We start from the raw sequence: 14,769 nt of genomic DNA on the forward strand, positions 1-14,769 counted from the left end.
ACTTGAAAACAAACTATACTAATGGCGTTGCAAATAGCTTTAAAATTAGCTTATGGCTGATTTCGTTATTTTTTAGTGTAACACTGCAGGCACAAGAGGAAGAAGATCAGGATTCTATACCAAAGGGATATTCTTCTGGAAAAATAGAATTAAATACGCCTCCTTCTATTTTAGATGCTTACACGTATGATGCCGTTTTGGATCGTTATGTTTACACGAGCACAATTGGTGGTTTCAATGTGAACTATCCCGTAATTATGACTCCAGATGAGTATGAAGAACTTGTTTTGAGGGAGTCAATGCGCGCTTATTTCAAGCAAAAATCAGACGCTATTGAAGGTAAAAAAGACGGAAGTGATGCCAATAAAAAAGATTTGCTTCCAAGATATTATGTGAATTCGAGTTTTTTCGAAACTATTTTTGGAGGAAATACAATCGATGTAAAACCAACAGGTTCGGTTGAAATGGATTTGGGTGTTCGCTACACGAAACAAGACAATCCATCGCTTTCGCCAAGAAATCGAACGACAACAACATTTGATTTTGACCAAAGAATCAGTATGAGTTTGATGGGTAAAGTAGGTACAAGATTGGCGGTGAATGCCAATTATGATACCGAATCTACTTTTGCTTTTCAAAATTTAATTAAGTTAGAATATACCCCTACGGAAGATGATATCATTCAAAAGATTGAAGTCGGAAACGTAAGTTTGCCCTTAAACAGTTCTCTAATACGGGGAGCTCAAAGTCTTTTTGGGGTAAAAGCCCAATTTCAATTTGGTAAAACAACCGTTACTGGAATTTTCTCTGAACAAAAATCACAAACAAGAACCGTTACAGCTGAAGGTGGTGGAACCGTTCAAAATTATGAATTGTTTGCATTGGATTATGATGCTGACCGACACTTTTTCTTGTCTCAATATTTCAGGGATAAGTATGATGAATCTTTGATAAACTATCCGTTGATCAACAGTCGTGTTCAGATTACAAGAATTGAGGTTTGGGTAACAAATCGTCAAAATCGTGTTAGTACTACGGATAACAACTTAAGAAATATTATTGCACTTCAAGATTTAGGTGAAGCGCCAATAACAGGTTTAGATGTAAATCAAGTGGTTTCGTTGACGCCTCCGGGAAATATTTTTATAGCACCAGCGAACACGCCTTCAAAAAACTCAAACAATAGATTTGACCCTGAGAAAATTGGAACACCGGGTTATTTCTTGAATAATAATATTAGAGAAATTTCTACAGCAAGCACCGGATTTTCAAATTTAGGAGGAGGAGTTGTTAGTGAAGGAACAGATTATTCTAAACTAGAAAATGCTAGAAAATTATCTGCGAACGAATACACCTATCACCCGCAATTGGGTTACATTTCATTGTCTCAGAAATTGACAAATGATGAAGTTTTGGCAGTTGCGTATCAATATACCATTGGTGGTGAAATTTATCAAGTAGGAGAATTTGGTACGGATGGAGTCGATGCGACGCAAGTAAGCAACGGAATTCCGACTACACAAAGTTTGATCTTGAAAATGCTAAAAAGTAACTTGACTAACGTGAACAAACCCGTTTGGAACTTGATGATGAAAAACATCTATTCGCTTCCGGGAGCTTATCAATTAGAGCAAGAGGATTTCAAGTTGAATATTATGTACACCGATCCTTCGCCGCTGAATTACATTACTCCGGCAAATGCGGCATCTCCAATTCCTTATGATATTGACGGTATGCCAACTCCTTTATTGCGTGTTTTCAATGTGGATCGATTGAATTATACTAATGACCCGCAAGTTAACGGAGATGGTTTCTTCGATTTTGTGCCAGGACTAACGGTGGATCAGCAAAATGGTCGAATTATCTTTACAACGGTGGAGCCTTTTGGTAATCATTTGTTCAATAAATTAAATACGGTAGGATCTGGAGCCGATTATGATCAGCCGCTTACGTATAATGCCAATCAAACAAAATATGTTTACACAAGTATGTATCGAAGCACACAAGCGGCTGCGTTACAAGACAGTGAAAAAAATAAATTCCAATTAAAAGGAAAGTTTAAATCAACAAGTGGAGAAGGAATTGCAATTGGCGCATTTAACGTGCCGCAAGGTTCTGTAACGGTATCTTCAGGTGGTCGTATTTTGATCGAAGGTGTTGATTATACTGTGAATTACCAAAGAGGTTTGGTGACACTTTTAGATCCGTCACTTCAAGCATCTGGAACACCAGTTGAAATTTCTCTGGAAAATAATGCGGTTTTCGGACAACAAACACGAAGATTTTTTGGGGTAAATGTGGAACATAAATTTAATGAGAAATTTGTGGTGGGCGCGACGTTGTTAAAAATGTCTGAACGTCCTTTTACGCAAAAATCGAATTATGGTCAAGAATCAGTAAACAATACTATTTTTGGAGTAAATACGAATTATTCTACAGAGGTTCCGTTTTTAACCAGATTGGTAAACAAGCTTCCGAATGTGGATACCGATGTTCCTTCAAACATTTCGTTCAGAGGAGAAATCGCTTACTTGAAGCCAGATTCTCCTAAAGCGGATCAATTTGATGGAGAATCTACAGTTTATATTGATGATTTTGAAGGATCACAAACCACAATCGATATGCGATCTCCTTTTGCGTGGAGCCTTTCTAGTGTGCCCGTTTCAAATGCCCAAAGTGGTTTTGATTTTGGACAAATGGAAGGTGGCGTTTTTGCAGAAGGATTGGCTTATGGATTCAAAAGGTCAAAATTATCTTGGTATTCTATTGACCCAACTTTTTATGTACAGCGACCAAGTGGCGTTTCTGAAGATGACTTAAAATTATACAGTACAAGAAGAATTTACAGCCGTGAATTGTATCCAGAAACAGATATTGCTGTGGGACAACAAACGGTTATCAATACGTTAGATTTGACTTATTTCCCACAAGAAAGAGGTCCATATAACTTTAATCCTGTTGCGGCTCCATCAAATGGATTTACACCAACAGAAGCAGTGGAGAATTTTGGTGGAATCATGCGTGCTATTAATTCTACCAACTTTGAACAGTCCAATGTGGAATACATTCAATTTTGGATGTTAGATCCTTACAGTGGAGGAAGTCAAGAGCAATTAGGAAGTACGAGTGCGGCAAATTCAGGAAAATTAGTTTTCAATTTAGGTGAAATATCCGAAGACGTTTTAAAAGACGGAAGAAAGCAATATGAAAATGGATTGCCTGGCTCTGGTTCAACCCAGCCAACATATACTTCAGTTTGGGGTAAAATTCCAATTTCGCAATCTTTGATTTATGCATTTGATAGTGACACCGGAAACAGATCTTTTCAAGATGTTGGTCTTGATGGATTAAATGATGCTGATGAAGCGGTTAAGTTTCCACAATTTGCATCACAACCTGACCCTGCTGCAGATAATTATCAATATTTCTTAAACGCAACGGGAGATGTAATTCAGCGTTACAAAAATTATAATGGTGTACAAGGAAATTCTCCTGTAGAATTAGGTAATGACAACAGAGGATCGACAACTTTACCAGATACGGAAGATATCAATAGAGACAATACGATGAATGAAATCAATGCATATTATGAATATGCTATCGATATTAGTTCAAATATGACCGTAGGAAGTAATCCTTTTATTACCGACGTTAGAGAAACTACGGCAAGTTTGCCAGGAAGTGGAACTACCGGAGCGCGATGGATTCAATTCAAAATCCCAGTTTCACAGCCAACCAATAAAATTGGAACGATCGATGATTTCAGATCAATCCGTTTTATGAGAATGTTCGTGACCGGCTTTAATGAACAAGTTACTTTGCGTTTTGGAGCTTTAGATTTGGTAAGAGGAGAATGGAGAAGATATGTGAAATCGTTAGATCCAAATGAGATTGACGAAGATATTAACAATGATGATGACACGGCGTTAGATGTTTTGGCTGTAAATATCCAAGAAAACGGACAACGTTCGCCAATAAAATATGTAGCGCCTCCGGGAGTTACTAGAGAACAATTGTACAATAATAATACGATTATTAACCAAAATGAACAATCACTTTCGTTAAGAGTTACTGAAAGAGATCCTGCTGCGCCACTAGGCGGTTTAGAACCTGGAGATTCTAGAGGTGTTTTCAAAAACGTGAACGTTGATATGCGTCAGTTTAAAAAACTGAAAATGTTTTTACACGCTGAAGCTTTGCCAACAGGAAGTGATCCACAGCCCTTGGTAAGTGATCAAATGATTGCATTTATTCGTTTTGGTAATGACTTTACTCAAAACTTTTATCAAATAGAGATTCCTTTAAAAGTTACGGCTCAAAGCTCTTCGTTAACTCCGGAAGAAATCTGGCCAGAAGCGAATGAGATTGATGTTCAATTGGCGATTTTGACTAAATTAAAAATCTTAGCAATGAATCCAGCAAATGGATTGGTTGAAGATGCTCTTGGTATTAAATATGCCCAAGATTTTGAATTAGATCCAAGTCTTGCAGGAAGATCAAATGCAGTGAGAGTCGGTATTAAAGGTAATCCCAACTTTGGATTGGTTCGAACATTAATGGTAGGGTTGAAAAACGGATCGCCAGATGCAATCAGAGGAGAAGTATGGTTCAATGAACTTCGTGTTGCCGATATGGATAACAAAGGAGGAATGGCTGCTATTGCAAGTTTTGATGGAAATTTAGCAGATTTTGCAACAATTTCAGCTACCGGAAGAATCAGCACGCAAGGTTTTGGTTCTCTTGAGCAAGGCCCAAATGAAAGAAGTCGTGAAGATATTCAGCAATATGATATTGTAACAAATGTGAATCTTGGGAAATTGCTTCCGAAGAAATGGGGAATAAACCTACCATTTAATTATGGTATCGGAGAAGAAACGATTACTCCAGAATATGATCCTTTTAATCAAGATATTCGTTTAGATCAGTTACTAGAAAACACAACTGATGCGGCAGAAAGAGAAAACATTGAAAGCAGGGCAATTGATTATACAAAAAGAACAAGTATCAATTTTATTGGAGTTAAAAAGGAACGTGAACCTGAGCAGAAACAGCACTTTTATGATCCAGAAAACTTGACGCTTTCCTATTCTTATAATGAATTAGAACACCACGATTATGAAATTAAAGACTTGCGCGATCAGCAGGTTCGAACTTCTGTGGATTATAATTTTGCTTTCCAACCAAAAGCTTTAGAGCCATTCAAGAAGACGCAGTTCATGAAGAAAAGTTCTTATTGGAAGTTGTTGAGTGATTTTAATATTAATTATTTGCCGTCCACAATTTCGTTTAGTTCTAATATTTTACGTCAATATAACAAACAAACCTATCGTGATGTAGATGTTTTGGGTGTGGATATTTCTCCTTTGTACAGAAGAAATTACATGTTCAATTATCAATATGGTTTTAATTATAATTTGACAAAAGCATTAAAGATTAACTATACGGCTTCAACAAATAATATTGTTAGAAACTATCTTGATGAAAATAATATCCCAATGGATGATTTCTCTATTTGGGATGATTATTGGAATATTGGAGAAGCGAATCAACACGTGCAGCAATTGGTGGTGAATTATGATTTGCCATTAAATAAAATACCAGTTTTCGCATTTATTAAATCTACGTATTCTTACACTGGTGATTACAACTGGCAACGTTCAAATGATGCCTTATCGACAGTTCAAACCAACGAAGGAGTGTTTGATTTAGGAAACACAATTCAAAATGCAGGTTCGCACCGTTTGAATACGGCATTAAATATGGATGCATTTTATAAATACATCGGATTAACTAAAAAACCAAAAGTAGCTGCAAGACCAGGAACGGTTGCGCCTCCAAAACCAGGAGAAAAAGTAGCAGCACGAAATAAGCCTCAAGCCGGAGAAGGAAATGTTTTCATGGATGGGCTGATCGGAATAGCGACAAGTATTAAAAATGTTCAGATTAATTACACGCAAAATGAAGGAACAATTCTTCCTGGATTTACGCAAGGCGTTGGGTTTTTAGGAACAACAAAACCATCATTAGGATTCGTTTTAGGAAGCCAATCGGATATCAGATATGAAGCCGCTAAAAGAGGATGGCTGACGAATTATCAAGATTTCAACCAGAATTACACTCAGGTTTCGGCTAAAATATTGAAAATGACTGCAAAAGTAGATTTGTTTCCAGATTTAACTATTGACGTGATTGCAGACCGTTCTCATACAGAGAATTTCTCAGAACAATATGACGTTTCTGATGACGGAAGATATAATTCAAGGTCGCCATATAATTATGGAAACTTCTCGATATCAACGGTTATGATCAAAACTTCTTTTGGAACAAGTGATGAAAACTCATCAGCAGCGTTTGATAATTTTAGACAAAATAGGTTGACAGTTGCAAATCGTTTGGCTGCAAGTTATTATGGAACGCCAAACTTTCCAACAACAACTGACGGTTATCCAGTAGGATTTGGTAAAAACAGCCAGGCTGTATTGTTGCCGTCGTTTATGGCTGCTTACACGGGTGCAGATGCTGGAGGTGTTTCTTTGGGAGCATTTAGAGATATTCCAATTCCAAACTGGACGGTAAAGTACAATGGTTTGATGCGATATAAATTCTTTAAAGATAAATTTAAACGTTTCTCATTGCAGCACTCTTACAGGGCAGATTACACAATCAACTCGTTCAGATCGAACTTTGAATATGATGCAAACAGAGATGCGGTTGATGCAAGTGGTAATTTATTAAGCAAAACAATTATTTCAAATATCAATCTTGTGGAACAATTCAATCCGTTGATTCGTATTGATTTTGAAACTAAAAGCTCATTCAAAGTTTTGGCTGAGATGAAAAAAGACAGATCGTTATCGATGAGTTTTGATAATAATTTGTTGACAGAAGTTAAAGGTTTAGATTATACGCTTGGTTTGGGATACCGATTTAAAGATGTGGTGATTACATCCCGATTGGCAGACAATCCAACAAATACTATCCGAAGCGATGTCAATTTGAAAGCCGATTTCACGATGAGAAATACAAGCACGATTGTTAGGTATTTAGATTATGATAACAATCAATTGGCTGGAGGTCAAAACATCTGGTCGTTGAAATTGACCGCTGATTATGCATTCAGTAAAAACTTGACGGCGATTTTCTATTACGATCATACGTTCTCAAAAGCAGTGATTTCGACTTCGTTCCCATTGACAAATATCCGCTCGGGTTTCACATTGCGATATAACTTTGGAAATTAATTCCGAAAACATTTTAAAATCATAGAAGTTAATAATACATTTGCCCAAAACAACAAACAATGAATATACCAGCAAATTTAAAGTATACTAAAGACCACGAGTGGATTAGTTTAGAAGGAGATATCGCAACTGTAGGAATTACAGATTTTGCCCAAAAAGAATTAGGAGATATCGTTTACGTAGAAGTAGAGACTCTTGACCAGACTCTTGAGCAAGATGAGGTTTTCGGAACGGTGGAAGCGGTGAAAACGGTTTCTGATTTGTTCTTGCCTTTGGCTGGAGAAATCGTTGAATTCAATGAATCTCTTGAGACAACTCCAGAAAAAGTAAACTCTGATCCTTATGGAGACGGATGGATGGTGAAAGTGAAAGTAGCAAACGTTGCTGACTTTGATGCGTTATTAGATAGCGAAGCTTACAAAAGTCTAATTGGAGCGTAATAAAAAAATAATTCTATTTCTTGCGTTAGCGCTTTTCTGGACGATTTCCATCACAATAGCTTGCCTGGTTGATATGTCAACAGTTCCAGCGGCAAACGTTGAGAATATAGATAAATTTGCGCATTTAGCCTTTTATGGCATATTTTCAATTCTTTGGTTTTTATATCTTAGAAATAAAATTGAAAATACAAAAAAGCTCTTTTTGGTTGTGTTTTTGCTTTCGGTTTCCTTCGGGATATTTATTGAATTTTGCCAGTCAACTTTCACAGAAAATAGGCAGGCAGATATAAATGATGCCATTGCAAACACAATAGGAGCCACAATTGGATTAATCATAATGTCATTTTTCAATAGAAGAGTTAAAAAATAATCTGAAAAACATCCCGCTTCGGTGGGATTTTTTTATTTTTATCACATGGATATCAAACAATACTTAGATTCAACCTATCTCAAAACACCTGAACAGGCCGGATTGAGTGATTCAGAAAATGAAAAAGTAGCCAGGGGTTTTATTCAAGAAGCCATTGACGAAAAATTTAAGCTGATCATGATTCGCCCTGATAGGGTTTCTTTAGCTTCAAAAATGATTTCTGATGCCAAGTCAAAAGTTTTGGTCGGAACCGTTATCGGTTTTCCCGAAGGAAACTATTCGCTGGAACAAAAATTAGAAGAAGCTAAAAAAGCCATCGAAGACGGTGCCGATGAACTGGATTTTGTCTGCAATTATGAAGCTTTTAAAAAAGGGCAAATTGATTTTGTGAAAGAAGAAATTCTGCAAGGGTCAAAATTGGGGATATCTAGCCACAAAACAGTAAAATGGATTATTGAAGTGGCGGCTTTAAACAGCCAGCAAATCATGCATCTTTCATGTTTGGTGAAAAATGTGGTCATTTCAAATTTTTCTGAAGACCATATTCCTGCCGTTTTTGTAAAATCTTCTACCGGATTTTATAAGACCGAAAATGATTTGCCAAACGGAGCCACCGTTCCCACGATTATAATGATGCTTGAAAACGCATCGCCACTTCCGGTAAAAGCGGCTGGTGGCGTGCGGACTTTTGAAGAAGCACAAGAAATGATTCGTCTTGGCGTAAAAAGAATCGGGACTTCGTCTGCAAAAGCCATTGCAAACGGAGAGATTTCAAAAAGTGATTATTAAAATTTCCTGTATATTTTGCCAATGAAAAATTTACTGACGGTTGCATTTTTGCTCATAAGCATTTTTACTTTTCAGGCCCAAACCACAATTGGTGACAGGGAACAGTTTCCTGTTTTTTCAGCTTGTGAAGGTTTGCTGTCTAAAAATCTGGAAGCTTGTTTTTATAACCAACTGCAAGATTTTGTTTTTGATAATTTTAAAGTGCCCCAAGAAATTACGGCAAAAAACTATCAGGGAAATGTCATAGTCCTTTTTGAAGTGGATACCGTCGGCGCTTTTAAAGTGCAATATGTGGATGCTATTGAAACTTCTTTGGTAGATGAAAGCAAGCGTGTTTTTGCTTCAATTCCAAAAGTGAAACCGGCGACTTACAACGGAAATCCTACTTATGCAAAATATACGATTAAAATTGCGATTCCTCTGGTGAAGCAAGATTCGATAAATGCAAATCCGATAGCAGAAAAGACAAATTCTGTTTTTAGGGACAGAAAAAAAGAATTGACAGAATTTGACAGTATCATTTATCAAAAATTCAATAATCCGCAGTTAAAAAGCAACTTGAATATCCCGTTTTCGCATAGCATGTATGCACAATTTGATCGTGCTTTGAATCAAGTTGGGGCAAATAATCACACGGCTTCAAAACCGTATTCTTATGCAGAAGTTTCAAAATATTATGATTTAGAAGAAGCCAACCAACTTTTGATGAAAGAGAAGAAGTCATATGCCGGAAGAAAGCTGTGGAATGAAAATTTTGTTCAAATCCAAGGTGACGGCTATTGGTTTACGGTCAACCCGATTTTTGATTTAAGAGCAGGGAAAAGCAGTGATTTAGATGCGAGTACTTTTGTAAATACACGTGGAATCCAAGTCCAGGGTGAAATCGGAAAAGAGTTGAGTTTTACCACTACCATTTTTGAAAGCCAAGGAAGATTTGCAGGTTATTACAATGATTATATTGAAACTTTGGCGCCTTCGGGTGGAAATCCTGCGATAATTCCGGGTATCGGTATTTCAAAAAGATTTAAGGAAGATGCTTATGATTTTCCTTTAGCGGAAGCAAATATAACGTACACGCCAAGTAAATTTATCAATTTGCAATTGGGTTACGGAAGAAATTTTATTGGCGACGGATATCGTTCTTTGTTAGAAGGCGATGGGGTAAGTCCGTATCCTTTCTTTAAAATCAATACCAATTTTTGGAAAATAAAATATACAAATACCTACATGTGGCTGAAAGACGTTCGTCCAGATGTTACTGTTGACGGAACGTATGCCACAAAATTTATGGCAAATCATTACTTGAGTTACAACGTAACCAAAAGGTGGAATATCGGCTTGTTTGAATCGGTGGTTTGGTCCAATCAAAATGACAGGGGTTTTGATGCCAGTTTCATAAATCCGATTATTTTTTATCGCGCTGTGGAGTTTTCGTCTTCTTCAAAATCAGGAAATGCAATTTTGGGATTGACTTCAAAATATAAATTCACCAATCAGGTTCAGGGTTACGGGCAATTGATTGTGGATGAGTTTTCTGTAGGAGATATGAGTGGCGGAGAAAATAGCTGGAAGAATAAATTTGGGTACCAACTCGGAGCTAAATATTTTGATGCTTTTAATATTGACAACCTTTTGCTTCAAGTAGAGTACAATCACGTTCGCCCCTATGTGTATTCACACAGCAATCCGTTGACGAATTATGCCCATTCCAACCAAAGCATGGGGCATCAGTGGGGAGGAAATTTCAAAGAATTTATTGCAATTGCCCGATATTTCAAAGGAAGATGGTTTGCAGATGCGAAACTAACTTACGGACAAAGAGGTTTGGATTTTGATACTGCTGAAAATTCATTTAATTATGGTGGAAATATTTACAAAGATTATGATATTGATCGACCTTTTGATACGGGCGTGACACCGGGACAAGGAAATAAAACGACAATTTTAATTGCAGATTTGCAAGCAGGTTATTTGGTGAATCCGGCAACAAATTTAAAATTGTTCGGAAGTTTGATTTACAGAAACTTTGATCCGACGGTTGCAACAGCAAAAGATTTTAAGCAAAATACCACTTGGTTATCGCTTGGTTTTAGAGCTGATATTTTCAATTGGTATATGGATTATTAGAAAAAAAGCCCTATGGTTTTTAAATTGAGCTTTTTTTGTGAATACTTTTTTGTGAATTACTTTATGATGGAGTATCTTTGCGCCAGATTTCAAAATCCAAATGAGAACAGCATTGAATACTACAACAAATAACTTTTCCTTAAAATCCTTGTATATTGATTTTACAGAAATCACCAAAGCGAGATTGGCGGTTAGCGTTGTTTTTTCTTCTATCGCCGGTTATCTTCTTGGTTTTGATGCAGAGCACCCATTTCAATGGAGCGTTTTAATCATGCTTTGCATTGGTGGATATTGTATGGTTGGCGCGTCAAACGCGTTCAATCAAATTATTGAAAAAGACTTGGATGTTTTAATGGACCGAACTAAAAATCGTCCAGTTCCTTCGGGAAGAATGTCTGTGAACACCGCTTTTATAGTTGCAGGTGCGTTGACAATTATTGGTCTTGCTATTTTGTATAGCATCAATCCAAAAACGGCAATGTTTGGCGCAATTTCTATCTTTTTATATACCAGTATTTACACACCGCTTAAAACAAAAACGCCTTTGTCTGTTTTTGTTGGGGCGTTTCCAGGAGCCATTCCTTTTATGTTGGGTTGGGTTGCTGCAACAGATAATTTTGGGATCGAAGCAGGGACATTGTTCATGATTCAGTTCTTTTGGCAGTTTCCGCATTTTTGGGCAATCGGCTGGTTTTTATACGAAGATTATGAAAAAGCAGGTTTCTTTATGTTGCCTACGGGGAAAAAAGATAAATCAACTGCTACGCAAATTTTGTTGTACACCATTTGGTTGATTGTTGCGTCTTTATTGCCTTCATTAGGTTTTACCGGAAAATTATTTATCACTCCGTATGCTGCAGTTGCGGTTTTCTTATTGGGAATCTGGATGCTTTATTACGGAATGAAATTATACAAATCAAGAGATGCAAAAGCAGCGCGAACGTTGATGCTAGTTAGTGTTTCTTATATTACTTTACTACAAATTATTTACATCGCAGATAAATTTTTACGATAATGGCAACAATGACGGTTCAAGAGCATAAGGAAAGAACAGCGCGTTCTTATAAGCTGATTCTTTGGTTTGCAATGATCAGCATGATTATGATGTTTGCAGGTTTGACAAGTGCGTACGTGATCAGCGCTTCTCGACCAGATTGGCTTAATGATTTTGATCTGCCGGCGGCTTTTTGGGCTAGTACTGGTGTGATGCTGTTGAGCAGTCTTACCTTTCATTTGGCAAAAAAAGCAATTCAAAAAGACCAAAGAAGTTTGGTAACAACTCTTTTGTTGGTTACTTTGGGACTTGGTTTATTATTTGTATTTTTACAATATAAAGGGTTTTATCAGTTGATTGAAGCAGGTCTTTATCCAACGGGTCCGACGAGTACGGTGACCAGTTCATTCATTTTTGCAGTAGTGCTTTTGCACTTTGCTCACTTGTTTGGAGGCTTGGTATCGCTTTTAATTATAATTTATAATCATTTTAAACAAAAATACAATTCGGGTCAAACCCTTGGGATAGAGCTGGGTGCGATGTTTTGGCACTTTCTTGATTTCTTGTGGCTGTATTTGTTTTTGTTTTTATATTTCTTTAACTAAGAAAAAAACGGTAAATTTGGGAACTTTTTAACTAACAACTTTTATGGGAGCGACTGTTACTACTGCGAATAGTGAAGGCAAAACTTGGGCCGGAGGCAATGAGCCAATGGGAATTAATTATGGTAAAATGATGATGTGGTTTTTCATCGTCTCTGATGCCTTGACATTCTCGGGTTTTCTTGCGGCTTATGGCTTTTCAAGATATAAATTTATTGAGACTTGGCCTTTGGCTGATGAGGTTTTTAACCACTTTCCGTTTATGCACGGAGTTGATGCACCAATGTACTATGTGGCATTGATGACATTTATTTTGATTTTTTCTTCTGTTACAATGGTTTTGGCTGTAGACGCTGGGCACCACATGAAAAAGCAGAAAGTTGCAATTTATATGTTTTTGACCATCATCGGAGGAGGAATCTTCTTAGGTTCTCAAGCTTGGGAATGGAAGAATTTCATCAAAGGTGAATATGGTGCTGTAGAAACAAAAGGAGGAAGTATTCTTCAATTTGTGGATGCAACAACAGGAAAGAGGGTTAAACTTGCGGATTTTGCGGCAACAACTACTGAAGAAAGACAGCAATTAACAAGAGACAAGGGTTTTTGGTTTTCTAGCGAAAGCACGTTGCCAACGTATTCTGTGAATCAAGTTCTTGAAGGTTTTAAAGCGAATCCAAATTTGGTGGTAAGAACGGAGACGATCTATCATGCCAATGAAGCAACTTTAAAAGACCCGAAATTACACCCAGAATTAAACAAATCACCACTTAAGCATAAAACGGTTCTTACAAGAGAAGAATCTTTGAAAAGATTGGCTGATGTGCATTATGTGGTTGAAGGAGCTAATTTAATTAGAAACGAATATGGTCCAAAATTATTCGCAAACTTCTTCTTCTTCATCACAGGTTTTCACGGGTTCCACGTATTTACAGGAGTTTTAATCAATATTATAATTTTCTTAAACGTTGTTCTTGGAACTTATGAAAAAAGAAGAAACTACGAAATGGTCGAAAAAGTAGGTCTGTACTGGCACTTTGTCGATTTAGTTTGGGTATTTGTATTTACATTCTTCTATTTAGTTTAATCGAAAAGACTTATTATTATGGCACACGAACACGTTTCTAATACAAAAAGAATTTGGTATGTTTTCGCATTACTTTCTGCGGTAACAATTGTTGAAGTAGCATTTGGTATCTTCAAGCCAGCAATCTTGCACGATACATTATTTCTTCAAATGAACTTGCTGAACTGGCTTTTCATTATATTGACAGTTTATAAAGCTTATTTGATTGTTTGGGCATTCATGCACCTTGAAGGAGAAAAAAGCAATTTAAGATGGAGCATTGTTGCCCCGTTGGTTTTTTTAATTATCTATTTAGTGTTCATCTTACTAGTTGAAGGTAATTATATTTTTGATGTGTTTAAAAGTTCTCAGATAAAATGGAATTTTTAACAGCATATTAAATCACAAAAGAAGACGGTATTACACCGTCTTTTTTTATTTTTGCACTGCAATAATTTTTATATCAAAATGAAAAAATATTTTATTCTTTTTGCGCTGTTCATTCTCCCGATCGTTGCGTATCTTTTCTTTGCTTCGGGAATCAACAGCTTTGCCAAACTTCCAACAATTACTGAGAAAATACCTGATATAACTGAATTCAAAACTGCGGATGGAAAGACTGTTTCTCTTGATAATAAAATCACTATTTTGGGTTTTACAGGGAGCAAAATTATTTACAACGAAGGAAATTTTTTCAACTTAAATCAAAAAATTTACAATAAGAATAAAGATTTTAAAGATTTTCAATTTGTAATGGTTTCTCCGAAGGGTTCTGAATCTGAAGTTGCAGAACTGCTTGAGACACTAAAGCCGCTTGCTCACGGAAAAGACATGTCAAAATGGATATTTGTTTTTGCTTCTCCTGAAGAAATAACTAATTATTATTCTAAACTAAATCTTGTTGGCGGATTGGATAAAGATTTTGGAACGTCAAATGTCTATATTGTGGACAAAGCCAGAAATCTTCGCGGTAGAAAAGGGAAGAATTTAGAAGGCAAAGAAGAATATAAAGAAGGTTATAATACCATTTCAGCTGCAGATCTGCACAATGACATGAGTGATGACGTGAAAGTTATTTTATATGAATACCGTGCGGCGCTGAAAAAGAACAATAACGATTCAAGAATGAAAAGAAAAATTTAA

The 14,769-nt window shown here is 36.5% G+C and carries 10 protein-coding genes; all 10 read left to right on the forward strand.

The genetic code is table 11. The features are described from left to right. Positions 1-2: 2 nt before the first annotated feature. The 10 genes from sov (at position 3) to EG849_RS07965 (ending at position 14,769) form a co-directional block, all read left to right on the forward strand. On the forward strand, positions 3-7,241 hold the full coding sequence (gene sov, locus EG849_RS07920) for a T9SS outer membrane translocon Sov/SprA (protein ID WP_125012541.1): 7,239 nt from the start codon (positions 3-5) through the stop codon (positions 7,239-7,241). Positions 7,242-7,300: 59 nt separating this feature from the next. Continuing rightward, positions 7,301-7,681, forward strand: a complete 381-nt coding sequence (gene gcvH / locus EG849_RS07925) for a glycine cleavage system protein GcvH (protein ID WP_125012542.1) — start codon at positions 7,301-7,303, stop codon at positions 7,679-7,681. Between the two features lie 73 nt (positions 7,682-7,754). Then, positions 7,755-8,051 carry a VanZ family protein gene (locus EG849_RS16065; protein WP_394336487.1) on the forward strand — a complete coding sequence of 99 codons (297 nt, stop codon included), beginning with the start codon at positions 7,755-7,757 and terminating at the stop codon, positions 8,049-8,051. A gap of 45 nt (positions 8,052-8,096) precedes the next feature. Beyond that, positions 8,097-8,840 (forward strand): deoxyribose-phosphate aldolase, encoded by a 744-nt coding sequence (deoC, locus tag EG849_RS07935; protein WP_125012544.1) that lies wholly within the window; start codon positions 8,097-8,099, stop codon positions 8,838-8,840. Positions 8,841-8,861: 21 nt separating this feature from the next. Then, positions 8,862-10,967 carry an energy transducer TonB gene (locus EG849_RS07940; protein ID WP_125012545.1) on the forward strand — a complete coding sequence of 702 codons (2,106 nt, stop codon included), beginning with the start codon at positions 8,862-8,864 and terminating at the stop codon, positions 10,965-10,967. A 100-nt stretch (positions 10,968-11,067) separates the two neighbouring features. Further along, the gene (gene cyoE / locus EG849_RS07945) at positions 11,068-11,982 is read left to right on the forward strand and encodes a heme o synthase (RefSeq protein ID WP_125012546.1); all 915 of its coding nucleotides are present in this window, start codon (positions 11,068-11,070) and stop codon (positions 11,980-11,982) included. Beyond that, positions 11,982-12,566, forward strand: a complete 585-nt coding sequence (locus EG849_RS07950) for a cytochrome c oxidase subunit 3 (protein WP_125012547.1) — start codon at positions 11,982-11,984, stop codon at positions 12,564-12,566. The genes cyoE and EG849_RS07950 overlap by 1 nt, the downstream gene beginning before the upstream one ends. Before the next feature lie 43 nt (positions 12,567-12,609). Beyond that, positions 12,610-13,647, forward strand: coding sequence for a cytochrome c oxidase subunit 3 (locus EG849_RS07955; protein WP_125012548.1), 1,038 nt, complete (start codon positions 12,610-12,612; stop codon positions 13,645-13,647). Between the two features lie 18 nt (positions 13,648-13,665). Continuing rightward, complete coding sequence (locus EG849_RS07960) at positions 13,666-14,016, forward strand: cytochrome C oxidase subunit IV family protein (RefSeq protein ID WP_125012549.1); 351 nt, start codon at positions 13,666-13,668, stop codon at positions 14,014-14,016. A gap of 78 nt (positions 14,017-14,094) precedes the next feature. Next, positions 14,095-14,769 carry a hypothetical protein gene (locus EG849_RS07965; protein WP_125012550.1) on the forward strand — a complete coding sequence of 225 codons (675 nt, stop codon included), beginning with the start codon at positions 14,095-14,097 and terminating at the stop codon, positions 14,767-14,769.

This window comes from Flavobacterium macacae (genome assembly GCF_003865365.1).
GTDB classification, from domain to species: domain Bacteria; phylum Bacteroidota; class Bacteroidia; order Flavobacteriales; family Flavobacteriaceae; genus Flavobacterium; species Flavobacterium macacae.

What these genes read in the sequence shown, in the direction of transcription:
- gcvH (WP_125012542.1), top strand. Translation starts at nt 7,301, where the DNA reads ATGAATATACCAGCAAATTTAAAGTATACTAAAGACCACGAGTGGATT.
- EG849_RS16065 (WP_394336487.1), top strand. Translation starts at nt 7,755, where the DNA reads ATGTCAACAGTTCCAGCGGCAAACGTTGAGAATATAGATAAATTTGCG.
- deoC (WP_125012544.1), top strand. Translation starts at nt 8,097, where the DNA reads ATGGATATCAAACAATACTTAGATTCAACCTATCTCAAAACACCTGAA.
- EG849_RS07940 (WP_125012545.1), top strand. Translation starts at nt 8,862, where the DNA reads ATGAAAAATTTACTGACGGTTGCATTTTTGCTCATAAGCATTTTTACT.
- cyoE (WP_125012546.1), top strand. Translation starts at nt 11,068, where the DNA reads ATGAGAACAGCATTGAATACTACAACAAATAACTTTTCCTTAAAATCC.
- EG849_RS07950 (WP_125012547.1), top strand. Translation starts at nt 11,982, where the DNA reads ATGGCAACAATGACGGTTCAAGAGCATAAGGAAAGAACAGCGCGTTCT.
- EG849_RS07955 (WP_125012548.1), top strand. Translation starts at nt 12,610, where the DNA reads ATGGGAGCGACTGTTACTACTGCGAATAGTGAAGGCAAAACTTGGGCC.
- EG849_RS07960 (WP_125012549.1), top strand. Translation starts at nt 13,666, where the DNA reads ATGGCACACGAACACGTTTCTAATACAAAAAGAATTTGGTATGTTTTC.
- EG849_RS07965 (WP_125012550.1), top strand. Translation starts at nt 14,095, where the DNA reads ATGAAAAAATATTTTATTCTTTTTGCGCTGTTCATTCTCCCGATCGTT.